This window comes from Verrucosispora sp. FIM060022 (assembly GCF_003977705.1).
GTDB lineage: Bacteria > Actinomycetota > Actinomycetes > Mycobacteriales > Micromonosporaceae > Micromonospora > Micromonospora gifhornensis.
In genome coordinates this window covers 129,420-151,829 of sequence record NZ_RQIV01000002.1, presented here as the reverse complement: position 1 = coordinate 151,829, position 22,410 = coordinate 129,420, and the positions used below count along the sequence as shown (strand labels likewise).

Sequence of the window (22,410 nt, the reverse complement as noted above, 5' to 3'; positions counted from 1 at the left end):
GTGAGTGCGAGGGCCCTGCCGCCGCTCGGTCCGACCCGTCGGCTCAAGCTGCCGAGCCAGGCCGAGCGGACGCTCGGCAACGGGCTCACCGTGATCGCCGTCCGCCGGTCGGCGGTGCCGCTCGTCGAGCTGCGGCTCTGGATGCCGTTCGGCCGTGCGCACCTGGCCCGGGGTCAACTGCTCGCGCAGACGCTGCTCTCCGGCACCGAGACGATGAGCAGTGTGCAGATCGCCGCCGAGTTGCAGAAGATCGGTGGTGGCCTCTCCGCCGGGCTCGACCCGGATCGGCTGATGCTCTCCGGCACCGGCCTGGCCACCGGTCTGGATCGGCTGCTGGAGATCCTCGCCGAGGTGCTCACCGGCGCCAACTACCCGGCCGAGTGGGTGGCCACCGAACGCGACCGCATGGTCGACGGTATTCAGGTCGCCCGCAGCCAGCCGGCCCACCTGGTCCGTACCGCGCTGCTCAAGCGGATCTACGGCAAGCACCCGTACGCGGTGCAGACGCCGGAGCCCGAGCAGGTCCGCGCGGTCCGGCCGGCGGCCCTGCGTACGCTGCACGCCCAGCGGGTGCATCCGGCCGGTGCGGTTCTCGTACTGGTCGGCGACGTACGGCCGGAGCGGGCCCTGGACGCGGCCGAGAAGGCACTCGGCGGCTGGAAAGGTGACGGACACTCCGTCACGCCGCCACCTGCCCCGCCACTGGTGCCCGGTCCGCTGCTGCTGATCGACCGGCCCGGCTCGGTGCAGTCGTCGCTGCGGATGGCGCTGCCGGGGGTTCCGCGTACCCATCCCGACCACGCCGCACTGCAACTGGCCAACCTGATCTTCGGTGGCTACTTCTCCTCGCGATGGGTGGAGAACATCCGGGAGGACAAGGGCTACACCTACGGCCCGCACTCGGTGGTGGAGCATTCGGTGGCCGGTTCGCTGCTGGTGGCCGCCGCCGAGGTGGCCACCGAGGTGACCGCACCGGCGCTGCTGGAGACCCACTACGAGTTGGGTCGGCTCGCCACCCTGGCACCGAGCGAGGAGGAGTTGGAGCAGGCCCGGCAGTACGCCCTCGGCACCCTCCAGCTGGGGGTCTCCACCCAGGCCGGGCTGGCGTCGCTGGTCAGTGCCTACGCCGGCAACGGACTGCGCCTGGACTTCCTGTCCGAGCACGCGGCCCGACTGGCCAGGGCGACAGTCGACGACGTCGCCGCGGTGGCGGCCCGGTATCTCGCCCCGTCGCGGGCGGTCACCGTGGTACTCGGTGACGCCGAGCGGATCGCGGACGCACTGGGCACCCTGACCTCGATCGAGACCGCGCCGGTGCCGGCATGATCCCGCGAGCTGCCACCCGCTCGGGCGGTGGCACCGGTTGGGGTGGCGTCGGGCAGGGCACCGGATCGGGCGGTGAGGCCGCTCCGCCGCTGGCCCGCTCCACGCTGGACCGGGCGGCGCATCGGCGTACCGACACCGACTGGCTGGCCGGGGCCTGGGCCGGGGCACGGGTGCTGGTGCTGGACGTGAAGGCGGGCGGACGGGCCTTGGTGCGTACCGACACCGACCTGCCGAGCCTGGTTCTCGTCGAGGCCGACGGTCTGCCGCCGGAGCTCGCTGCCGAGGCGATGTTCCTGGGCGTGGAGCCGGACGGCGTGCCGGTGTTCTGCGTACACACCGAACTGCCCCTCGCGCCGGACACCCGGTCGGCCAACCTGCGGCAGATCGGCCACCTGCTCGATGACCGGGACGCCGGCCTGTTCACCACGGCACTGGCGTTGACCAACTGGCACCTGCGGCACCTGTACCACCCTGTCACGGGCGAGCCGACCCGGACGAACGAGGGGGGCTGGTCCCGGGTGGACAGCCGGGGCGAGCGGATCTGGCCGCGTACCGATCCGGCGATGATCGTGCTGGTGCACGACGGTGTCGACGGCGCCGACGGGCGGTGCCTGCTCGGCAACAACGCCAGTTGGCCGAGCACCCCCGGGCAACGCCGCTTCTCCTGCCTGGCCGGCTATGTGGAGCCCGGTGAGTCGGCCGAGGCGACCGTGCTGCGGGAGGTCCACGAGGAGGTCGGTGTCCCGGTCACCGACGTCACGTACGTGACAAGTCAGGCGTGGCCGTTTCCCGGCTCGTTGATGCTCGGATTCCTGGCGACCGCGGACCCGGCGCATCCGGTACGGGTCGATGCCGCCGAGATCGCCGAGGCCCGCTGGTTCACCCGGCAGGAGGTCGGCGCGGCGCTGGCCGGCCGGCCGGTGGATGTGGGCGGTGCCGAGTTGCGCCTGCCGCCACCGTCGTCGATCGCGTTGTTCCTGATCCACCGCTGGTTCGACGGCCACTGCTGAGCCCGGGCGGAACCCGTCGGGGGAGTGTGCGGCCCCGACCCGTGACCGTCGTTGCCGCGGCGGTCACGGGCCGGGGACACGGGCCGTCGTGGTCGGCTGGGTGAGGAACGCGGCGGGGGAGCCGGTCGACCATGACGGACGAGTGCGGGTGTCAGCTGCCGGGGTCGGGACGGGTCTGCCGTCCCCCCGGGTCGTCCAGCGGCAGCACCTTGATCCGCTGTCTGCCGGAACGTACGGCGCCGACCGTGGCGAACGCGCGGGCCAGCACGAAGGCGGCGTCGCGGTCTTCAGCGTGCACCACCTGGCGGCGCGGCTCGGGTCGGGTGGTCTCGTCCCGCAGCCGGTGGCCTTCGGCCCAGGCGGCCGTGATGTCGGCTTCGGCGGCGGCGCGGATGCTGGTGCGAACGATCAGGAACCGCATGTGGGTCTCCGGATGTGCCGCGACGGGTGGAGTTGGTGGAACTTCCACGTCAGGTACATCCGTCATGCTACGCCGCAATCGCATCTCATCAAGTGGAACGCTCGGATTGGACGCAGGCTCGTCCGATCATCCGACCCCTGCTCGTCGGGCTCGCCGAACGACAAGGGGCCGCCGGCACCGATGCCGGCGACCCCATCGGGCGTACGCGAATTCGGTTCAGTTCAGATCGAACTGCCCGTTCTTGGCGCCGGAGATGAAGCCCAGCCAGCCGGCCCGGTTGAACAGCAGCACCGGACCACCGCGATCCTTGCTGTCGCGCAGTGCCACCGCCGCGGGGCCGTTGCGCAGCGGTGCTACCTCGACGCAGTTGGAGGTCTGGCTGCGCGTGCTGGTACGCCAGGGCGCGTCGGCGAGTTGGGCGAGGACGGAGGTGTTGCGGATCTCGTTCATCGTTGTGCTCCTGAGGTCGATCGACACCGACGAGTGGCTGGACTGTCGTGCGGTGTTGCCTCACCGTTCCGTCAGGCGCCCGGCGGAGCCGCGGCGCTGGGTCGGCGCCGTTGCCGAACCACCTACCACGGTGGACGGGACGCCCGCCTCGGACAGCCGTCCCGCCGACTCCATCAGCCAGGAAACGGTGTCCGTTGCGGACAGCGCCGCCGTGCATAGCCACTCAAACGCCACTTTATAGCGATTTAGGGCGATTACCTCGGTCGACATGACGTCGGTGAAGCCACCTTCGATGGCCAGCGTCTCCGGATCGAGCGGGTCGGCGAACCGGTAGAGGGAGAACGCCGTCGGTGGCAGGTACCACTGACCGATCGGCGTGTCGCGCGGCAACACGTGCAGCGTGACGTTCGGCAGCATGGCCAGCTCGCACAGCTGCGTCATCTGCTCCCGGAGCACCTCGGGCGGCCCGGCCCGGTGACTGAGCGCCGCCTCCTCCAGGACCGCCGTGTAGCGGGGCGCGTCGGTGTCCCGGGTGAGCAACGACTGCCGGGCCAGCCGCGCCTTGATCTCGGTGTCGATGTCCTCACCGACCTCCGGATCGCCGGCCTCCCGGTCGACCTGCCAGGCGGAGGTGATCCGCATCCGGGCGTACCCGGTGGTCTGCAACAGCCCTGGCACCAGGACCGGGTTGTACTCGGAGATCTCGACGCAACCCGCCTCCAGCTCGGCGAAGCTGCGCTGCTGCCGGGTCATGGCCGGGAAGTTCTTCAACCAGCCACGGATGTCGCCCGCCTCCTGCGTGATGCCGAGCAGTTCGGCCCGTAGCGTCGCATCGACCCGGTAGAGGTCGAGCAGGTCCCGGACGTCCTGCGGGTCCGGCCGGCTGCGTCCGTTCTCCAGCCGGGACAGCTTCGACGCGGAGGCCCAACCGATGTGGTCGATGACCTGGTCTCCGGTCAGGCCGGCGGCCTCGCGCAGACGACGCAGCTCAAGGCCGAGCCGGCGACGGCGCAGGATCGGGCCGGGTGAGGCTGGAGGCACGGTGTCCTCTTTTCCGTCGACCGCCGCAGACGCGACGGTAACTGTATGAAAGTCGCCCCCCACGGTCAGTATGGACGTCGCGACCGGCGCCGGAGGTTCCGGCGGAGGGCGTGTCTCCAGAATTGCGCAGACCCGACACCGGAGGGGCCCCGCCGTGACCTGCGGCGCTCCGGGGTGGGGCGTCTGCCGCGCCCGTCGCGCCACCCCCGGAGGGATCAATGCGCACCGTCCTGAGACGCCCGGACTTCTGCCTGCTCTTCGGCGGACTGCTGGCCAGCATGATCGCCGAGTCGATGCTGCTGCTGGCACTCGCCATCTGGGTGAAGGACCTGACCGGATCGGACGCCCTCGCCGGCGCCATCATCTTCGTGATCATCGCCCCGCGGGTGCTCGCACCACTGGTCGGCTGGGTCGTCGACCGGTACCCCCGGCGTCGTGTCTTCGTGGTCACCAACCTCGCCATGGCGCTGCTGCTCACCCCGCTCCTCGCGGTGCGCGACGCGGGCGACATGTGGATCATTTACGGGGTGGCCGCGCTCTACGGCCTGGCCAACCTCACAGTCGGCGTGGTGCTCAGTCGACTGATCCGGGAACTCGTCCCCACCGACCTGCTCGGTGAGGCCAACGGGGTGCTCCAGACGGTGCGCCAGGGCCTGCGGCTGGTCGGCCCGCTGGCCGGTGCCGGGCTCTACGCGCTGGTCGGTGGCGGCATGCTGGCCACCGTCGGGATCGCCGGGTTCCTGGTCGCCGCCGTCGTGGTGGGCGGACTACCCTTCGCCGAGCCGGCTGAGGACCCGGCCGAGGGCTGCCCGGTCACCCGGCGTTGGCGGGTCCAACTCGTCGCGGGTCTGCGTCACCTCGTCGACGAGCCGGCGATCCGGCGGGCGCTTGTCGGCTACGGGCTCGGCTCGCTGGTGATGGGCTTCACCGAGTCGCTCATCTTCGCGTACGTCGATCAGGGACTGGGCCGGGACGCGGCGTTCGTCGGGGTGCTGGTCACCGTGCAGGGCGTCGGCGGTCTGGTCGGCGGTCTGGTCTCGGCCGCCGTGCTGCGTCGGGTCGGCGAGGTGGGCACGCTCGCCGCCGGTGTCGCGTTCTTCGGGCCGGCCGCATTGGCGCTGGCGTACCCGAACATGTGGCTCGGTTTCGCCGCCGTGCTGATGGCCGGTGTGTCGCTGCCGCTGACCATGGTCGGCCTGCACACGCTTGTGCAGCGACGCACCCCGCCCGAGGTGCTCGGCCGGGCCGCTGCCGCGGCCGAGGCGGTGACCCGGGTGCCGCAGGCGCTCTCGATCGGTGCCGGCGCCCTGGTCGTCGGCGTGCTCGACTACCGGTTGGTGTTCGTCGCGGTCGGGCTGGTCACCCTGCTCGCCGCCGCATACCTCTGGCGTGGACGCCAGCTCAGCCCGCCGGCCGGGCAGCCGGCACGTCCCCGGATCCCGGCACCGCGCCCCGCACCCGAAGGGCGAGCGCGTCCGGCCCCCGAAGATCGGAAAGACGGAAATACGGCCGTTTCGACCGTACGGCGGTGATCACGCCGCTCAGACACCGCGATTCCGGCGAACCTGAACCAACCCCGGGATCTGATCATTTTTCCGCCTTGCAGCGGGCCTGGCCGATACCCCTCCTCCAGACGCCGAACATTCGATGGAGTGTCGACGGTCACGTTCTGCACATTCGACGGAACTTGACACTGGCTCTTGACCTGCGAAAACGGCCCTCGTTCAATGATCAGCACACACAGCCTTCCGCTCGGAGGGTCGCAGCCAGGCCAGCACGTAGCGCGACAGACGAAACAGGCGCACGGGGGCCGCGACGATGTCTGGCTGGACGCTGCCGCACCACGCCTCAGAAGGGACGTCACAACTGTGACCAGACCACGCCGCCGCCATGTGGCCCTGATCGCCGCGCTGCTCCTCGCCCCCATGGTGGCGCCCGGGGTGGCCAATGCGAACGGCCCGTTCGTCCCGCCGGGTCAGGAGACCCTCAACCGCTCCTCGATCCTCAGCGCCGCCGAGGTCTCCGCCGAAATGCACGCCCTCGCGGCCCGCAGCAAGGGTGCCCTCCGGATCGAGGAGATCGGCCGTAGCGGCCGTGGCCGCCCGCTGGAGATCGCCTTCATCGGTACCGGTGAGACCCGGGTCTGGATCCAGGGCCGGATCCACGGCAACGAGCCCTACGGTGCCGAAGCCTCGCTGGACTTCCTCAAGACCCTGGTGTCCGGTGGGAAGAAGACGCAGGAAGTCCTGAAGAACATCAGCTTCGCGATCATCCCGATCTACAACCCGGATGGTTTCGAGGAGTACCGCCGCCAGGACAGCGTCCACCGCATCGACCTCAACCGCGACTGGGGCGTCGACCGGCAGATCTTCGACCAGATCAACAGCGTCCGGGCCAGCCGTGGCGAGGCCCCGCTGCCCGAGCGCAACTTCACCAACTACACCCAGTACCGCGCCGTCGAGTCGCAGCAGTTCTGGTACGCCTGGGCCGACTTCAAGCCGCACCACATGATCGACCTGCACCACCAGGGCACGTACTACGTCGGCGACGACACCGACGAGATGACCACCTTCTCGGTGGGCATCTCGCTCGACCCCGGCATGCTCACCCAGAGCCAGTGGGACACCGTACGCCGGATGGGCGTCGCGGCCGCGGACGCCGCCAACAAGAGCGGCGTGGTCGAGACCACCCTCTACCCGTACATCAACATCCCCGAGGGCGTCGTCTCGGCCGCCATGCTCAACGGCCCCGGCCCGCGTGGTGAGTACGCCAACTGGCGCAGCAACGCGATGTTCTTCGAGTCGCGCGGCGGCATCGGCCAGAAGAGCGGTGGCTACCTCATCAAGCAGAACGTCAACGGCCTCTGGGGCATCATCAACGCGATGAGCGACGGTTCGCTGGCGAACGTGGACGCCGACCGGTACAACGAGCTCCCGACGCGGGGTGCCACGATCACCACCTGCATCAAGTTCCCGAACCAGTGTGACTTCTGATCCTCCGCACTGACTGACAGCAGTGGCGGTCCACCCCGCACCGGGGTGGACCGCCACTGGCGTTGTCAGGCCGCGATCGTCGTCAGGCGGCGATGCCGGCCAGGTGCTGCTTGACCTGGACGATCGAGGGGTTGGTCAGCGCGCTGCCGTCGGCGAAACGCAGCGTGGGGACCGTCTGGTTACCGCCGTTGACGCTCATCACGAAGTCGGCGGCGGCCGGATCCTGCTCGATGTCGACCACCTGGTAGGCGATCCCCTCCCGGTCGAGCTGCGACTTCAGCCGGTGGCAGTAGCCGCACCAGGGCGTCGAGTACATCGTCAGCATGGTCAGATCCTCCCACGTCGGGCCCGGCTGGTCGCTGACCAGGCTCGGGCTATCCGCTGCAACGTCCGGGGCAGCTGAGACAATTCCCCGTTGTGGTGGTCAACTCCCCGTCCGAACGCGTGCTCGCCGGTCTCGACCCGGAGCAACGCTCGGCGGTCACCGCCCCCGCCGGGCCGGTCTGCGTACTGGCCGGTGCCGGCACCGGCAAGACCCGGGCGGTCACGTCGCGGATCGCGTACCGGGCGTTGACCGGTGAGATATCGGCCCGGCACGTGCTCGCGGTCACCTTCACCGCCCGGGCCGCCGCCGAGTTGCGACACCGGCTCGCTCAGCTGGGCGTGGCCGGGGTGCAGGCCCGCACCTTCCACGCGGCGGCGTTGCGTCAGGTGCGCTACTTCGCGCCCCGGCTGCTCGACGGGCGGGCCATGCCCGAACTGCTGGACAGCAAGGTCCGGCTGGTCACCCTGGCCGCCGCCCGGGCCGGCCTGCGCGCCGACCGGACCGCCGCCCGCGACCTCGCCGGTGAGATCGAGTGGGCCAAGTCCAGCCTGGTCGAGCCGGGGGAGTACGTGGTGGCCGCGGCCAAGGCGCTGCGCGAGACGCCGCACGAGCCGGTCAAGGTTGCCGAGGTCTTCGCCGCGTACGAGAAGCTCAAGCGGACCACCGGGGTGATCGACTTCGAGGACGTGCTGCGGGCCGCGGTCTGGGGCATCGAGGAGCACGCGGACGTCGCCGAGCAGGTCCGCAACCAGTACCGGCACTTCGTCGTCGACGAGTACCAGGACGTCAACCCGTTGCAGCAGCGGCTGCTGGACGCCTGGCTGGGCGGCCGCGACGACGTGACAGTGGTCGGTGACGCCAGCCAGACGATCTACTCGTTCACCGGGGCGACCTCGTCGTACCTGGTCGACTTCCCGCGCCGGCACCGCGGCGCGACAGTGGTCCGGTTGGTCCGCGACTATCGGTCCACTCCGCAGGTGGTCGGTCTGGCCAACGCGGTCATCTCGCAGGCGCGGGGCACCGAGGCGCGGTTGCGGCTGGAACTGGTCGGCCAGCGCCCCGCCGGCCCCGCACCCGAGGTGCGGATCTTCACCGACGAGGCGGCCGAGGCCAACGCGGTGGCGGCGCGCTGCCGGGCCCTGGTCGACGCCGGCACACCGGCCCACGAGATCGCGGTGCTGTTCCGCACCAACGCCCAGTCCGAGGCGTACGAGAAGGCGCTCGCCGAGTCCGGCGTGCCGTACGTGGTGCAGGGGGCCGACCGGTTCTTCGAGCGGCCCGAGGTGCGCCAGGCGATGGTGGCGATGCGCGCGGCCACCCGGTCGATCCCCGGCGAGACGCCGTTGGCGGCGGCGGTGGTCGAGGCGCTGGCCGCTGTCGGCTGGACACCCGACTCGCCCCCACCCGGTGGCGCCGCCCGGGAGCGCTGGGAGGCGCTCGCCGCGCTTGTCCAACTCGCCGAGGAGTACGCGGCCACCCCGCAGTTGATGCCGCTCGGTGCGGCAGCCACCGTCGAACGTCCGGTCACCCTTGCCGACTTCACCGACGAGTTGGCCCGACGGGCCGCACAGCAGCACGCGCCGACCGTGGACGGGGTCACCCTGGCCTCCCTGCACTCCGCCAAGGGGCTGGAGTGGGACGCGGTGTTCCTGGTCGGCCTGGCCGAAGGCACCCTGCCCACCACGTACGCGCGTACCGCCGAGCAGGTCGAGGAGGAGCGGCGGCTGCTCTACGTCGGCATCACCCGGGCTCGCCAGTGGCTCTGGTTGTCGTACGCCTCGGCCCGCTCACCGGGCGGACGGGCCCGGCGGCCCTGCCGTTTCCTGCCCCAGCTGTCGGCGTCCGGTACGACGGAACGGGCCGGTGGCACCCGACCGGCCCCCGGCGCCCAGCGGAGTGCCACCCGGATCGTCTCCTGTCGGATCTGCGGCACGACCCTGCTCGCCGGGCCCGACCGCAAGCTCGGGCGGTGCGCGACCTGTCCCTCCGATATCGACGACGAGCTGCACGAGCGGCTGCGCGAGTGGCGGTCCCGGGTGGCGCAGACGCAGAAGGTGCCCGCCTACGTCGTCTTCACCGACGCCACGCTTGTCGCGCTCGCCGAACGACGTCCGGGACGGGCCGAGGAACTCGTCGCCATCGCCGGCATCGGTCCCCGCAAGTTGGGCCTCTACGGCGAGGCGGTGCTGGCGCTGGTGAAGGGCGCGGCAGTCGACGAAATCTGCTCGTAGAAAACTTTTTGAATCTGCCCGTTAATTCGTTTGCCCTCGCGCGGTCGGCGGGCATAGCCTCAGAACACACCTCGGAGGGGGCCCTGTTCGGGCTGCTCAACCGGGGAATGCCCGAGTCGATTACGAGTGAACGTCAAAGGAGGTGGCACCGATGGAGAGCTACATCAACAAGCGTCCGACGGCGCTGCCCGTTGCCGTCGCTCCGCTGTCGGCTGCCCTGACTCTGGCCGCGGCACCACTGTCGGTCGGTCGGGCTAACGTCGCCGCCGCGCGACCGTGGGCTCCGCAGGTGCACCGGGTCGAGGTTCAGGCCGAGCTGATCCTCGCACCGACGCAGCGTGGGCTCCAGGGGATCAGTGGCTTCACGGGCAAGGGCGTCGATGGCGCCGTCAAGCGGATGGACGTCCGCGGTGTTCCACCTCGAGGTAGACCGGTCTGACCATCAGACCACCGGCTCACCTCGAGGCCGCGGAACCCGCATACCGGGATCCGCGGCCTCAGTTTTTTGCACCGCCGAAGTACGTCGGACCAGCGATCCACGAGATCGAGATGAGAGAGAGGTGACCGGGAGATGAGTCTGGCGTTGGCCCCGCTCGACCTGAACGTCGAGATCGAGGCGAACCTGCCCTGCCGGAAGTTCGACCCCGACCTGTGGTTCTCCGACTCACCCACCGACCTGGACGTGGCCAAGACGCTCTGCGGGGACTGCCCGCTGCGGGTCGAGTGCCTCGCCGGCGCGGTCGAGCGGGCCGAGCCCTGGGGCGTCTGGGGTGGCGAGATCTTCGAGCGTGGCGCGGTCGTCCCGCGCAAGCGGCCCCGTGGCCGTCCGCGCAAGGAGGACCTCGCCCGCGACGCCGCACTGCGGGTCGAGGCCGAGGCGCGGTTGGCGGCCAACGGCCTTGCCACCTCGCGCAACGCCGTCCGGCTGGCGGCCTGACATGTTCCCGAACCGAACCCGTACCGCCGGTGTCGCACCGGCCGAGAGAAAGCCGAAATCCATGCTGCACCTGCTGAGCGGAGTCGCCGAAATGCAACTACTCAACGAAGCGTTGTCGAGGGCTCGAATGCTCCGGCCTCAGGCCGGTCGCACCACCACGAGCACTGAGGCAACCCGATCCGCCCGTACCGTCGCCATGGCCAGCCGCAACCGGTCGGCCCGCGAACTGGGCGTCCTGTAGTACCAGCAACCGAACCGGCGGGCGGGGACCTGAGAAAGGTCCTCGCCCGCCGACCTATGTGCGGAGGTGGTCAGCTGACCGCCGCGAAGCCGGGCAGCCAGCGTTCCATGATGCCGCGGTACGGCGCCCTGGCCTCCAGTTGGCACAGCACGCCGATCGACCCGAGCGTCACCCGGTGGATGAGCAGGTACGACGGCGGCAGGTTGAGCTGCCGACTGAACTGGTACGCCGGTGAGCGCGGATTCGCCAGCCGGGCGGCCTCGGCCCGCAGCCAGGCCCGGGTGAACCGGAATTCGTCGGTGGCGATCGGTTCGAGCATCGGGCGCAGGAAGTCCAGCAACGCCTGGCCGTCGACCGGAGCGTCGGCGCTGACGAAGCCCTCGGCCCGCAGGCCTGCCACCACCTTGTCGGCGTCGCCGCGCAGGGCCAGCCCCGCGATGCGGCCGATCGGTTCCGGGGTGCCCTCCGGCATCCGCGCCACCGCACCGAAGTCGATCACTGCGAGCCGGCCGTCCGGCAACAGCCGGAAGTTGCCCGGATGGGGATCGGCGTGCAGCAGCCCGGCCCGCATCGGGGCCGACAGGTGCAGGGTGGCCATCAGCCGACCCGCCTCGTCGCGTTGCTGCTCGCTGCCGTCGCGGATGATGTCGGCCAGCGGGGTGCCCTCCACCCACTCGGTGACCAGGACCCGGGGTGAGGCGGAGAACACCGTCGGCACGTAGATCTCGGAGTCGTCCGCGTACGCGGTGGCGAAGGCCCGTTGTGACTCCGCTTCCAGCTCGTAGTCCAGCTCCTCGGTGATCCGCTCGCGCAGCTCGGTCAGCAGCGGCTTGATGTCCAGCCCCGGCTGGATGGCCCGGAACATCCCACCCAGTCGGGAGAGCTGCTTGAGGTCGGCGAGCAGGGCGTCACCGGCGCCCGGGTACTGGATCTTGACGGCGACGTCGCGGGTCGTGTCGTCCGGCATCCGCCACACCGCGCGGTGCACCTGACCGATGCTGGCCGCGGCGGCCGGCGAGTCGTTGAAGCTGTCGAAGCGGTCCCGCCAGGCCGGGCCGAGCTGTTCGGCCAGCACTCGGTGCACGCTGGCGGCCGGCAGCGGTGGCGCGGCCTCCTGGAGCTTGGTCAGGGCCTGCCGGTACGGCGCGGCGACCTCCTCCGGCAGCGCGGCCTCGAAGACCGACAGCGCCTGACCGAACTTCATCGCCCCGCCCTTGAGCTGGCCGAGGACGCTGAACAGCTGCTCGGCGGTGCGCTGCTGGATCTCCGCCGAGATCACGTCGGAGGCGAGCCCGGTGACGCGCTTTCCCATGCCGAGGACGGTCCGACCGGCGAAGCCGAGCGGCAGAGCGGCGAGCTTGGCGGTCCGGGAGACGGCGCGGCGCGGGATGTCGGTCACCTGGCCATTGTTACTGACTCTGCACCCTCGTTGCTGCCGTGCGGCCGGGCTGGCCACCGGACGTCCGGGTGCGCGAGCATCCGCAGCGGGGATGCGGCGGCCAGTGGCGCCGCCGCAGATTGCCCGGGGACGCGATCTCGATCGCTGCGCCGAGGGTCTCCGGGGTGGCGCCGTCCAGCTGGTGCAGCGCCTCGCCCACCGCGAGCGCGGTGGCCGCCAGCAGGATGCTCGCCGCGCAGCTCGGTGCGGCCGGGCGGCTGGCCAGCTGGGCGGCCAGCGCCGGCCAGTCGGGGTCGCGGTCGGTGCGGTGCAGGTCGAGGCAGCCCAGGCAGGGCCCGTCGGGCGGCCGGACCAGCGGCCCGATCACCGGGACACCTTCCCGCAGGTCGACCATCAGGTGTGGTTGTCGCCGTTGGGCGTGGCCGGCGGCCAGGAGCGGGGCAGGCCGGTCGGCGCCCAACTGGATCACCAGGTCGGGTCGTGGCCGGCGTAGCGCACTGGTGCCGGTGCCGGGTGCCGACCGGGCCACGGCGGCCTGGACCGCCCGGCCGAGTGGCCGGCCGATCTCACCAGCCGTGATGCCGGTGCCGACCAGGTCGATCGGTCGGACGCAGCCGGGCAGGTCGGGATGGACGTGGCCGACGCCGGCCTGGGCCAGGGCGACGGCGATGGCGGCACCGAGCGGGCCGACGCCGGTGACCGTGACCCGGCTGGCCAGTCGGCGCCGGAGTACCTGAGCGGGGGTGCCGGGAAGCCGGGCGGCGGCGAGCGCCAGCGCGGCGGCCTCGGTGACCAGCCGGGCCCGGCGCGGCCCGGTGAGCTCGCGGGGCACCAGGGTGTGCAGGGGGACCACCAGGCCGGCGGTGCGAAGGGCGTCGAGCAGGGTGCGGGCGTACTCCGTCCGGGCACCGGCTCCGGTCAGCACCTGCCGTTCGCTGTGCGTGCCGTCGAGCAGGTCGAGCAGCCCGGCGGTCCTGGGGTCCGCGATCTCCACGAGGACGGCCCGTTCCTGATCGAGCCCGAGTTGCAGGGTGTGCCGGTCGCGCCAGAGGCGGCTGAGCCCGGGCAACAGGGTGGGACGTGGTGACGGCGGGGAAGGCGGCATGGGTACGAATAGTGACCGAGTCCATGCGTTGCGTCGATCGTTGTCCACAGGTGGCCAGCTTCAGATCCAGGGCTGTCCACAGGATTTGGCGAGATATCCACAACCAGCGGGTAACCAGAGTCGGTCGTCCGACAGTAAGCGAAAACGCGAACGGGGGTGGCCGTCGGCCACCCCCGTTGGTCGAGCGCGTACGTCAGACCTTGGCCTTGCCCAGGATGCGGTTCACTGTTGTGCCACACACCGGACACTTGCCCTTGGCCATGTTCATGCCGGTCTTCGAGACCTCGACGCGGCCTTCGAAGTCCCGCTTCTCCTTGCACTTGACGCAGTAACCGTTGTAGGTCTGGGCCTGGTCGGCCACGTTGCCCTCCTCGTCTCGTCCGCCGGTCGATACCGGTCCGGCGGGTTTCCGGCGGCGGTCGCGTACGGCGCCCGGCGCTGGTGTTTTCCCGCGGCCACCCACGTGACCGCTGGTTGGCGGACCCTACCCAGGTGTGGGCGGTTCCATGTCAGCTGCGCTTTGCCACTGTGAGCAAGGCGACGTCGAGAGTGTGCACGCCGAATCGGGCCAGATCAGTCAGTTTCGCGGGGACACGCCGACCGGGAGCCCGCAAATGCGCTGGTGGTGCCGGTGCGCGGGGGGTGAGGCCCCGACTCGGCCGCCGCTGCGATGATCACTTAGAGTCGCGGGCGCGGCGACCCTACCGCTCGGCGCTCACCACGAAGGGTGATCGTGGCACCTGGGTCAGACTTTTTTTAGGACTCCTGGCAATCAATTATCACTTTTCGGACGCGTGTCCGGGGTTGACCCTTGCGGACCCCTGGTCACAACGCATTAGCTTGCCATCGTGACAGCAAACCGAGGCTGCGCGGTCCACTGATGGCTGGGCCGCGGAAGCCGGTCGTCGAGGTACGGCGCAGCCAGCGCCGGCGACGCACGGTGTCCGCCTACCGCGACGGTGAGCGCGTCGTCGTCCTCATCCCGGATCAGTTCTCCCGGGCCGAGGAGAGCGAGTGGGTCGACCGGATGCTCGCCCGGCTCGCAGCCCGGGAGGGCCGCCTGGCCCGTTCCGACGCTGAGCTGCTGGACCGCGCCGACCGGCTGATCAATCTCTACCTCGCCGAATACGGCAAACAGGCGCTTCCGGCAATCGTCCGGTGGGTGAGCAACCAGAACGGCCGTTGGGGCTCCTGCACCCCGGCGGACCGGTCCATCCGGTTGTCGCACCGGCTCCAGGACATGCCCGACTGGGTCATCGACTACGTGCTGCTGCACGAACTCGTGCACCTCATCGTGCCCAGTCACAACGCCCAGTTCTGGGCGCTGGTCGGCAGGTACCCGAAAACCGAACGCGCCCGAGGTTATCTGGAAGGCGTGGCCGCCGTCTCCGGCACCCCCTGACGCCCGTGAGCGCGTCGGTCCGGCTCCGCGTAGGGTCGGAGGATGCCCCGACGTGTGGTGGTGGCCCTGCTCGGGCCGATCAGCTGGTCGCCGCCCGGCATCGACCCGGTGCACTGGCGTACGGCGCTCGCCGAGGACGTGGTGGACCTGCTGGCCACGCTCAACGAGGTGGACACCGCAGTGGCGGTCACCCCGGCCGACCGTTGGCTGGCCGACGCCGTGATCTGGCCCGGCACCAGCGTCTACGAGGTGCCCGAACCGACCCCGAACGCCGTCTTCGCCGCCCTGACCAGCACCACCGCCCCGGCTGCCGACGCTGACCTGGTCGGCGGTGCCGGGTCGGGGGCGGGTGACGAGCGGCTGTCGGGGCCGTACGAACAGGCGGCGGTGATCGCTGGGGACGCTCCCGACCTGCCGGGGCTCACCATCGGCAAGCTGTTGCGTCCGCTGACCAGCCGTCCGCTCGCGGTCGCCCCGGCCGAGGGTGGTTCCGGCCTGCTGGGTGTGGCGGCCCGGCTACCCGTACCGCCCTGGCTGCCGCCGCTGGATCTGGACGCCACGGTGCCCGCAGCCGTCCGCGCGGCAGCACCCCGCCCAGGTGACCTGGCGGTCACCCCGTCCTGGCACCGGCTACGCGGCCCGGCGGACCTGCCCCGGCTCGACCCCGCCCTCGGTGGCTGGGAGAACACCCGGGCCCTGCTGCCCGACGCGGTCTGAACAGGTGTACGTCGACGGGGCGAACTTCAACGCGCACTCGATCCCGGATCGAGTGGCCTCAAGGACATCCGAAGCCACTCGATCCCAGATCGAGCGTGATCTTGCGCTGGACGAGCGTGCTTTCCCTGCCTGAAGCGTGATCCTGGCGACAGTGGGCTCGGATCAGAGCCGCGCCCAGCGGTCAGGACGGGGTGTCGCCGCCCTTGGGGTCGTCGTCGCGGCGGTCCTGCTCGCCCGGGGCCTTCTCCTCCGGGCCGCCGGGGGCGGTGAAGTCGAAGTTCTCCAGCTCGGTCATCAGGTCGACGTCGGCCATGGCGAAGGCCACCGGGTCGGCGAAGTCGTTGTCGGAGGGCAGCAGGTCCGGGTGGCCCCAGAGCGCGTCCCGGCCGCCGATGCCCCGGTGCTCGGTGAGCGCCGCCCAGAGCGCCGCGGCCTCCCGCAGTCGACGGGGGCGCAGCTCCAGCCCGACCAGTGCGGCGAAGGTCTGCTCGGCCGGCCCACCGGCGGCCCGGCGCCGACGGAACGCCTCGCCCAGCGCGACCACGTTCGGCAGCCGGCCGGCCGCCGCGCCGTCCACCACGTGGCAGACCCAACCCTCGACCAGAGCCAGAGCGGTCTCCAGCCGGGCCAGGGACGCCTTCTGCGTCGGGCTGTCCTCCGGGGTGAAGATGCCTTCCAGGGCGATGGCCTGCATCGACTCGGGGTCGGTTGGGTCGACCCGACCCATCGCCTCCTCGATCGCCTCTCGGTTCACCCGGATGCCGGCGGCGTACGTCTCCACGGCGTTCAGCACGTGCCCGCGCAGCCACGGCACGTGCTCGAAGAGCCGCTGGTGCGCCGCCTCACGCAGCGCCACGTAGAGGCGTACCTCGTCCTCGGGGAGTTCGAGGCCCTCGCCGTAGCTGCGGATGTTGGCCGGGATCAGCGCGGCGGTGCCGGCCGGGCCGAGCGGTAGGCCGATGTCACCGGCGGAGAGCACCTCCGCGGCGAGCGAGCCGAGCGCCTGGCCGAGCTGGCCGCCGAAGAGCGCGCCGCCCAGCGTGGCGACCATCGACTGCATCGGGCCGAGCTGGGCGCGGGCCTCCGGCGGCACCAGGTCACCCATCGCGCCGACCATCCGGCTGGCGACCGGGTCGCACAGCTTGCGCCAGACGTCGAGCGTCTTGAAGATCCATTCGTTGCGGTTCCAGGCCACCACGGTCCGGATGCCGGAGGGCAGCGCGGAAGCCGGCTCCAGCCAGAGGTCGGCGATGCGCAGCGCCTCCTCGACGGCGTTGCGTTCGTACGGCGAGACCGCCGGGTCGCCGGCCGCGGCGAGCTGGCTGGCCGCGACCTGACGGGCCAGGTCCCAGTTGACCGGCCCGCTTCCCGGCGCGGAGAGCAGGTGCTGCAACTGCGACATGAACTGCTGCATCTGCGCGGGGTCGTTGGGGTCGGGCGGCTGCCCACCCGGTAGCGCGAAACCGAACGGAATATCAGGCACGACGTCTACGGTACGCGTGCCGCAGCCCAGGTGGCCCGCGCCGCTGTTGCGCTGAGGGCGAAGTCGCCGTCGTGCCGCCCGGACGCCGTGTCCCGCCTCGGTACGCTCTGCCGCATGAGACGTCGAGGCGTGACCGTCCTGCTCGGTGCTCTGCTCACCGCCCTGCTCAGCATCGGGGTGCTCGCTGCGCCCGTTCCGTACGTGGTGCTCGGTCCCGGTCCGACCGTCGACACGCTCGGGCAGGAGGACGGCAAGGAGGTGATCCAGGTTTCCGGCCGGGAGACCTCCACCTCCACCGGTCAGCTCCGGTTGACCACCGTCGGCGTGCAGCCCAACGTGAAGCTGCGCTCGGCCATCCAGGGTTGGCTCGACGACGATCAGGCGGTGGTGCCGCGCGAGCTGGTCTACCCGCCGGGGGAGACCCGGGAGCAGGTCGAGCAGCGCAACGCCGAGGACTTCCAGGTCTCGCAGACCAGCGCGGAGACCGCCGCGCTGCGCAAGCTCGGGTACGAGGTCCAGGTCGTGGTCAAGGGAGTGTCCGCCGACGGGCCGGCGGCCGGGTTGCTCCAGGAGGGTGACGTGATCACCTCCGTGGACGGCGAGGCGGTGCCGCTGGCCTCCCGGCTTACCGAACTGATCAGGGCGAAGCCGGCCGGCACGCCGCTGCGGGTCGGCTTCACCCGCGACGGGGTGGCCGACACCGCCACGATCACCAGCCGGGAGATCGACGGTCGGCCCCGCATCGGCGTCGACATCGGGCAGCAGCAGCCGCACCCGTTCACCCTCTCCTTCGACCTGAAGGACATCGGTGGTCCCAGCGCGGGTCTGATGTTCGCCCTGGGCATCATCGACAAGCTGACCCCGGAGGACCTCACCGGTGGCCGGATCATCGCCGGCACCGGCACCATCGACGACTCCGGTCAGGTCGGGCCGATCGGCGGCATCCCGCAGAAGCTGGTCGGGGCGAAGGAGGCCGGCGCGACGGCCTTCCTGGTGCCGGAGGCCAACTGTGCCGAGGCGGTGCGCAACCGGCAGCCGGATCTGCCGTTGGTGAAGGTGGGCTCGCTCGACGAGGCATTGGCGGCGCTGGAGACGATGCGCTCCGGCGGCGAACCGACGCACTGCTGAGATCGTCCGGTGACCATTCGCAACCGTTGACGCTCAAGCCTCTGACCAGGCCAAACTCGGGGACCGCCCGGCTACGGATCGACCGCTCGACGCAGTCGCCACGCGACCTTGCGCGAACGCTTGCAGGAACACCCCGTACTCTGGGTGCCTGGTCGGTGCCGATCATATCGAGCGTGCGGAGCCAACAGTGGTCATGCGTAGCAGCAGCCCCCTGCCGAGGATGAGCCGACGTGGACGCGTCACGGTCGGCGTTCTGATCGGGGTGTTCGTCCTGTTCACCCTGCTGGGTTGGGGGGTGCAGGCCTGGACGGACTGGCTGTGGTTCTCCGAGGTCGACTACACAGGTGTCTTCACCGGGGTGCTCGTCACCCGGCTGGTGCTCTTCCTGGCCGCCGCCGCCGCGATGGCGGCGATCGTCGGGGGCAACCTCTGGCTCGCCCAACGACTGCGGCCGCGCAACCGGCCGCACTCGCCGGAACAGGCCACGCTTGAGCGGTACCGGATGCTGCTCGGCCCCCGTCTCGGGCTGTGGATCGCGCTGGCCGCGGCGATCGTGGGTCTGTTCGCCGGCCTGTCCGCGCAGAGCCGCTGGAACCAGTGGCTGCTCTTCCGCAACGGCGGCGACTTCGGCGTCAAGGATCCCGAATTCGGCACCGACATCGGCTTCTACATCTTCCAGTTGCCGTTCTGGCGGTTCCTGCTCGGCCTCGGTTTCACCGCCGTGGTGCTGGCCCTGATCGGCTCGCTGGCCGTGCACTACCTGTTCGGCGGGGTGCGTCTGCAGGGCGTGGGAGACCGGATGACCAACGCCGCGCGGGCCCACCTGAGTTCGCTGGTCGCGGTCTTCGTCCTGCTCAAGGCGGTCGCGTACGTGCTGGACCGGCGCTCGATGCTGCTGGAGTACAACGACGGCGTGGGCGTCTACGGCGCCGGGTACGCCGACATCAACGCCCTGCTGCCGGCCAAGGAGATCCTCGCCTACATCTCCGTGGTGGTGGCGATCGCGATCATCGTGTTCTCCAACGCCTGGATGCGCAACCTGGTCTGGCCGGGCATCTCCCTGGCGCTGCTCGGCGTCTCCGCCGTGGCGATCGGCGGCATCTACCCCTGGGCGGTGCAGACCTTCGAGGTCAAGCCCAGCGCCCGGGACAAGGAAGCGCCGTACATCGAGCGCAGCATCCAGGCCACCCGGGCCTCGTTCGGGCTGGACATCGCGCAACACACGCCGTACGCGGCCAGCAACCTGACGCCGCCGGAGAGTCTGGCCACCGACACCACTGTGGTGTCCAACGTGCGGCTGCTCGACCCGCAGCTGGTCAGCGAGACCTACACCCAGTTGCAGCAGGTCCGTGGCTTCTACGACTTCGGCCCGAAGCTGGACATCGACCGGTACACCGTCGACGACAAGACCCAGGACTACGTGGTCGGCGTACGTGAGATCAACTACGGCGAGCTGACCGCCCAGCAGAGCAACTGGATCAACCGGCACACCGTCTACACCCACGGCTACGGTGTGGTGGCTGCCCCCGCCAACCGGGTGGTCTGCGGTGGTCAGCCGTACTTCGTCTCCGGCTTCCTCGGCGACCGGGCGCAGGAGTCCTGCTCCTCGCCCACCGACCTGATCCCGGCCAACCAGCCCCGGATCTACTACGGCGAGCGGATGCAGGACGGCGACTACGCCATCGTCGGCAAGCCCAGCCCGGACGCCAACCCCGCCGAGTTCGACCGGCCGGCCGGCGAGAGCGGTGAGGGCCGTGAGTCGTACTACACCTACACCGGTGAAGGTGGCGTCGAGATCGGGTCGTTCACCCGGCGACTGCTCTACGCGATCAAGGAGCAGGAGGCGAACTTCCTGCTCTCCGAGGCGGTCAACGAGAACTCCAAGCTGCTCTACGTGCGTAACGCGCGGGACCGGGTGGAGAAGGTCGCGCCGTTCCTCACCCTGGACGGCGACCCGTACCCGGCGGTCGTCGACGGCCGGGTGCAGTGGATCGTGGACGGCTACACCACCGCCGCGACCTACCCGTACGCCGAGCGGGTCAACCTCCAGCAGGAGACCACCGACGAGCTGACCGGCCGGGGCACCATCCAGCTGGCCCGGGAGAACGTCAACTACATCCGCAACTCGGTGAAGGCGACCGTCGACGCGTACGACGGCACGGTCACCCTCTACGAGTTCGACGAGAACGACCCGGTGCTCAAGGCGTGGAACAAGGCCTTCGGTGGTGACCTGATCAAGCCGCGCGCCGAGATCCCGGAGGCGCTGGCCGCCCACTTCCGCTACCCGGCCGACCTGTTCAAGGTGCAGCGCAACCTGCTCACCCGGTTCCATGTCACCAGCCCCGGCGACTTCTACTCCGGGCAGGACTTCTGGCAGGTCCCGAACGTGCCGGACGCGCCCGACAGCGAGGTCAAGCAGCCGCCGTACTACCTCTACACCCAGTTCCCCGAGCAGGACGCGCCGACCTTCCAGTTGACCAGCGCGGTCACCCCGAACGGTCGACAGAACCTGGCGGCGTTGATCTCCGGGTCGTACCAGGACGGCAAGCCCAGGTTGCAGGTGCTGGAGTTGCCCGACCAGACCCGGGTCTCCGGGCCGGTGCAGGTGCACCAGCAGATGACCAACAACGCCAACATCCGGCAGCAGCTGAACCTGCTCTCCTCCAACCAGGCTCAGGTGCAGTACGGCAACCTGCTCTCCCTGCCGTTCGGCAACGGGATGCTCTACGTCGAGCCCGTCTACGTCAAGAGCAACCAGACCGACGCGTACCCGCTGCTCCAGAAGGTGCTGGTGTCCTACGGCGACGGCGGTTCCTTCGTGGTGCTGGCCGACAACCCGACCGACGGCATCAAGCAGCTGGTCGAGCAGGGTAAGCGGGCCAATGCGGGCAATCCGCCGCCGGCCACCGAGGAGCCGCCGGCCGGCGATGACGAGCCGTCGGCCACTCCGTCGCCGACCCCGCCGGCTACTGACGCACCGCCGCTCACCGGCGACCTGGCCGCGGCCGCCAACCGCGTGCAGGCCGCGATCACGGAGGTGCGGGCCGCGCAGACGTCCGGCGACTTCGAGCGGTACGGCCGGGCGCTGAAGGAGCTGGACGAGGCGCTGACCGCGTTCCAGCAGGCGCAGCAGGCGGCCAGCGGAGGCGGCGCCCAGGGCGGTGCGACGCCCACGGGTGCTCCGACACCGAGCGGCTGACGTTCGTCGACCGCGAGGGCCTGCGGTGGTGATTCTCCGATCACCACCGCAGGCCCTTTCGGCTTTCATGGTGAGGCTGGTGACCGTGGGAGCGGCCCGGGCCGAGCGGCCGTTCCGGCGTCGTTTTGCGGTGGCCAGGGGTGGTGCGCTACGGTGGATCTACCGACGCGGGGTGGAGCAGCTCGGTAGCTCGCTGGGCTCATAACCCAGAGGTCGCAGGTTCAAATCCTGTCCCCGCTACTGCCAGACGATGGCCCCGGACTCAGGTCCGGGGCCATCGTGGTCTCGGCGCGCTGTCGTGTCGGGCTCCTCGCCGGGTCCGGTACCGCGTCCGTCGTCGGGTCGGTGCCACCGCTGGTGCTCCAGCGGGCATGCGTATGTGGGTCATGACTCGCGGCGGTGGTGCGCGAATGGCCCCGGTGGGCGGTGTTCGCACCGACTGCGTGCCGATGGTGGGGGTGGGTGATCGGTGCAGCGGTGGGTGCGGTAGGCTGAATCTACCGACGCGGGGTGGAGCAGCTCGGTAGCTCGCTGGGCTCATAACCCAGAGGTCGCAGGTTCAAATCCTGTCCCCGCTACTGCCAGACGATGGCCCCGGACTCAGGTCCGGGGCCATCGTCGTTTCGCCAACTCGCGTCGTCGACACAGCTGCCGTTCGTCGACCACGGTTGCGTTCGTCGGCGAGGATGAGCCCATGTCTTCGTTCAGCAAGTGGTGGGGGCGGCTCAGCACGCTCCTGGGTGTGGTCGTGCTCTCGGTGTTCGTTCCGGTCGCCGCCTGGGCCTCGACCGGGACCGGGGAGCTGGTCGTCGAGGCCGCCCGACGGCGGCGTGGTGGCGGCTTCTTCGGCTTCCTGAGCCTGCTCTGCTGCCTGGCGGTGGTGGCGGTGGTCGTGCTGCTGGTGGTCCGGATGACGCGCCGCCGGCGTTGACCTGGGCTCGGCTCCCGCACCGCCCTCGCCGAGGGCACCTTGCTTTTCGGCACCCTGCGCGGCACGTGGTC

The 22,410-nt window shown here is 70.6% G+C and carries 19 protein-coding genes, 2 tRNA genes and 2 pseudogenes; 15 read left to right on the top strand and 8 right to left on the bottom strand.

Translation table 11 applies throughout. The features are described 5' to 3' along the window. Complete coding sequence (locus tag EG812_RS07245; protein WP_502697178.1) at positions 1–1,326, top strand: M16 family metallopeptidase; 1,326 nt, start codon at positions 1–3, stop codon at positions 1,324–1,326. Next, entirely contained in the window at positions 1,323–2,336 is a 1,014-nt protein-coding gene (gene nudC, locus EG812_RS07240; RefSeq protein ID WP_233579419.1) for an NAD(+) diphosphatase, read from the top strand. The genes EG812_RS07245 and nudC overlap by 4 nt, the downstream gene beginning before the upstream one ends. Before the next feature lie 151 nt (positions 2,337–2,487). Here nudC and EG812_RS07235 read toward each other — a convergent pair whose 3' ends face one another. The 3 genes from EG812_RS07235 to EG812_RS07225 form a co-directional block, all read right to left on the bottom strand. Next, positions 2,488–2,757 (bottom strand): hypothetical protein, encoded by a 270-nt coding sequence (locus EG812_RS07235; protein ID WP_013735767.1) that lies wholly within the window; start codon positions 2,755–2,757, stop codon positions 2,488–2,490. Positions 2,758–2,973: 216 nt separating this feature from the next. Then, on the bottom strand, positions 2,974–3,207 hold the full coding sequence (locus EG812_RS07230) for a DUF397 domain-containing protein (protein WP_013735766.1): 234 nt from the start codon (positions 3,205–3,207) through the stop codon (positions 2,974–2,976). Between the two features lie 60 nt (positions 3,208–3,267). Next, positions 3,268–4,248, bottom strand: a complete 981-nt coding sequence (locus EG812_RS07225; RefSeq protein WP_013735765.1) for a helix-turn-helix domain-containing protein — start codon at positions 4,246–4,248, stop codon at positions 3,268–3,270. A gap of 218 nt (positions 4,249–4,466) precedes the next feature. Here EG812_RS07225 and EG812_RS07220 point away from each other — a divergent pair, with 218 nt between their 5' ends. Next, a complete protein-coding gene (locus EG812_RS07220) occupies positions 4,467–5,780 on the top strand; it encodes an MFS transporter (RefSeq protein WP_126711179.1) in 1,314 nt (437 codons plus the stop codon). Between the two features lie 336 nt (positions 5,781–6,116). Continuing rightward, positions 6,117–7,241 (top strand): M14 family zinc carboxypeptidase, encoded by a 1,125-nt coding sequence (locus tag EG812_RS07215; RefSeq protein ID WP_158632494.1) that lies wholly within the window; start codon positions 6,117–6,119, stop codon positions 7,239–7,241. 82 nt (positions 7,242–7,323) lie between these two features. On the opposite strand, the gene EG812_RS07210 is transcribed toward EG812_RS07215, so the two are convergent. Further along, complete coding sequence (locus EG812_RS07210) at positions 7,324–7,566, bottom strand: mycoredoxin (protein ID WP_013735762.1); 243 nt, start codon at positions 7,564–7,566, stop codon at positions 7,324–7,326. 92 nt (positions 7,567–7,658) lie between these two features. Between EG812_RS07210 and EG812_RS07205 the strand changes: the two genes are divergently transcribed. The 3 genes from EG812_RS07205 to EG812_RS07195 all read left to right on the top strand — a co-directional run bounded on the left by EG812_RS07205 (position 7,659) and on the right by EG812_RS07195 (position 10,734). Continuing rightward, a complete protein-coding gene (locus tag EG812_RS07205; RefSeq protein WP_126711177.1) occupies positions 7,659–9,797 on the top strand; it encodes an ATP-dependent DNA helicase UvrD2 in 2,139 nt (712 codons plus the stop codon). A gap of 151 nt (positions 9,798–9,948) precedes the next feature. After that, a complete protein-coding gene (locus EG812_RS07200) occupies positions 9,949–10,236 on the top strand; it encodes a hypothetical protein (RefSeq protein WP_013735760.1) in 288 nt (95 codons plus the stop codon). Between the two features lie 132 nt (positions 10,237–10,368). Continuing rightward, positions 10,369–10,734 carry a WhiB family transcriptional regulator gene (locus tag EG812_RS07195; RefSeq protein ID WP_013735759.1) on the top strand — a complete coding sequence of 122 codons (366 nt, stop codon included), beginning with the start codon at positions 10,369–10,371 and terminating at the stop codon, positions 10,732–10,734. Between the two features lie 311 nt (positions 10,735–11,045). Here EG812_RS07195 and EG812_RS07185 read toward each other — a convergent pair whose 3' ends face one another. The 3 genes from EG812_RS07185 to EG812_RS29260 all read right to left on the bottom strand — a co-directional run bounded on the left by EG812_RS07185 (position 11,046) and on the right by EG812_RS29260 (position 13,840). After that, entirely contained in the window at positions 11,046–12,374 is a 1,329-nt protein-coding gene (locus EG812_RS07185) for an ABC1 kinase family protein (RefSeq protein ID WP_013735757.1), read from the bottom strand. Between the two features lie 10 nt (positions 12,375–12,384). Continuing rightward, entirely contained in the window at positions 12,385–13,479 is a 1,095-nt protein-coding gene (locus tag EG812_RS07180; protein WP_126711176.1) for a hypothetical protein, read from the bottom strand. 193 nt (positions 13,480–13,672) lie between these two features. Next, a complete protein-coding gene (locus tag EG812_RS29260; protein WP_012014940.1) occupies positions 13,673–13,840 on the bottom strand; it encodes a DUF5679 domain-containing protein in 168 nt (55 codons plus the stop codon). A 519-nt stretch (positions 13,841–14,359) separates the two neighbouring features. On the opposite strand from EG812_RS29260, the gene EG812_RS07175 reads away from it, so the two are divergent. The 3 genes and pseudogenes from EG812_RS07175 to EG812_RS30230 form a co-directional block, all read left to right on the top strand. Then, entirely contained in the window at positions 14,360–14,881 is a 522-nt protein-coding gene (locus EG812_RS07175) for a M48 metallopeptidase family protein (RefSeq protein ID WP_013735755.1), read from the top strand. Positions 14,882–14,923: 42 nt separating this feature from the next. Then, positions 14,924–15,158: pseudogene (locus EG812_RS30235) on the top strand (hypothetical protein); the annotation flags it as partial. 95 nt (positions 15,159–15,253) lie between these two features. Then, positions 15,254–15,598 (top strand): annotated as a pseudogene (locus EG812_RS30230) (hypothetical protein); the annotation flags it as partial. 181 nt (positions 15,599–15,779) lie between these two features. On the opposite strand, the gene EG812_RS07165 reads toward EG812_RS30230, so the two are convergent. Beyond that, a complete protein-coding gene (locus tag EG812_RS07165) occupies positions 15,780–17,081 on the bottom strand; it encodes a zinc-dependent metalloprotease (protein ID WP_043721854.1) in 1,302 nt (433 codons plus the stop codon). 114 nt (positions 17,082–17,195) lie between these two features. Between EG812_RS07165 and EG812_RS07160 the strand changes: the two genes are divergently transcribed. From EG812_RS07160 to EG812_RS07140, 5 genes are all read left to right on the top strand, one after another. Further along, positions 17,196–18,209 carry a YlbL family protein gene (locus tag EG812_RS07160; RefSeq protein ID WP_043721852.1) on the top strand — a complete coding sequence of 338 codons (1,014 nt, stop codon included), beginning with the start codon at positions 17,196–17,198 and terminating at the stop codon, positions 18,207–18,209. A gap of 193 nt (positions 18,210–18,402) precedes the next feature. After that, a complete protein-coding gene (locus EG812_RS07155) occupies positions 18,403–21,408 on the top strand; it encodes a UPF0182 family membrane protein (protein WP_193386271.1) in 3,006 nt (1,001 codons plus the stop codon). A gap of 166 nt (positions 21,409–21,574) precedes the next feature. After that, positions 21,575–21,648 (top strand) — tRNA-Met (locus tag EG812_RS07150). A gap of 264 nt (positions 21,649–21,912) precedes the next feature. Beyond that, positions 21,913–21,986 (top strand) — tRNA-Met (locus EG812_RS07145). A gap of 116 nt (positions 21,987–22,102) precedes the next feature. Further along, positions 22,103–22,339 (top strand): hypothetical protein, encoded by a 237-nt coding sequence (locus tag EG812_RS07140; protein ID WP_013735750.1) that lies wholly within the window; start codon positions 22,103–22,105, stop codon positions 22,337–22,339. Positions 22,340–22,410 lie beyond the last annotated feature (71 nt).

Coding starts and splice junctions, on each gene's coding strand:
- nudC (WP_233579419.1), top strand. CDS start 1,323: ATGATCCCGCGAGCTGCCACCCGCTCGGGCGGTGGCACCGGTTGGGGT.
- EG812_RS07235 (WP_013735767.1), bottom strand. CDS start 2,757: ATGCGGTTCCTGATCGTTCGCACCAGCATCCGCGCCGCCGCCGAAGCC.
- EG812_RS07230 (WP_013735766.1), bottom strand. CDS start 3,207: ATGAACGAGATCCGCAACACCTCCGTCCTCGCCCAACTCGCCGACGCG.
- EG812_RS07220 (WP_126711179.1), top strand. CDS start 4,467: ATGCGCACCGTCCTGAGACGCCCGGACTTCTGCCTGCTCTTCGGCGGA.
- EG812_RS07210 (WP_013735762.1), bottom strand. CDS start 7,566: ATGCTGACGATGTACTCGACGCCCTGGTGCGGCTACTGCCACCGGCTG.
- EG812_RS07200 (WP_013735760.1), top strand. CDS start 9,949: ATGGAGAGCTACATCAACAAGCGTCCGACGGCGCTGCCCGTTGCCGTC.
- EG812_RS07195 (WP_013735759.1), top strand. CDS start 10,369: ATGAGTCTGGCGTTGGCCCCGCTCGACCTGAACGTCGAGATCGAGGCG.
- EG812_RS07180 (WP_126711176.1), bottom strand. CDS start 13,479: ATGCCGCCTTCCCCGCCGTCACCACGTCCCACCCTGTTGCCCGGGCTC.
- EG812_RS07175 (WP_013735755.1), top strand. CDS start 14,360: ATGGCTGGGCCGCGGAAGCCGGTCGTCGAGGTACGGCGCAGCCAGCGC.
- EG812_RS07160 (WP_043721852.1), top strand. CDS start 17,196: ATGAGACGTCGAGGCGTGACCGTCCTGCTCGGTGCTCTGCTCACCGCC.
- EG812_RS07155 (WP_193386271.1), top strand. CDS start 18,403: ATGCGTAGCAGCAGCCCCCTGCCGAGGATGAGCCGACGTGGACGCGTC.
- EG812_RS07140 (WP_013735750.1), top strand. CDS start 22,103: ATGTCTTCGTTCAGCAAGTGGTGGGGGCGGCTCAGCACGCTCCTGGGT.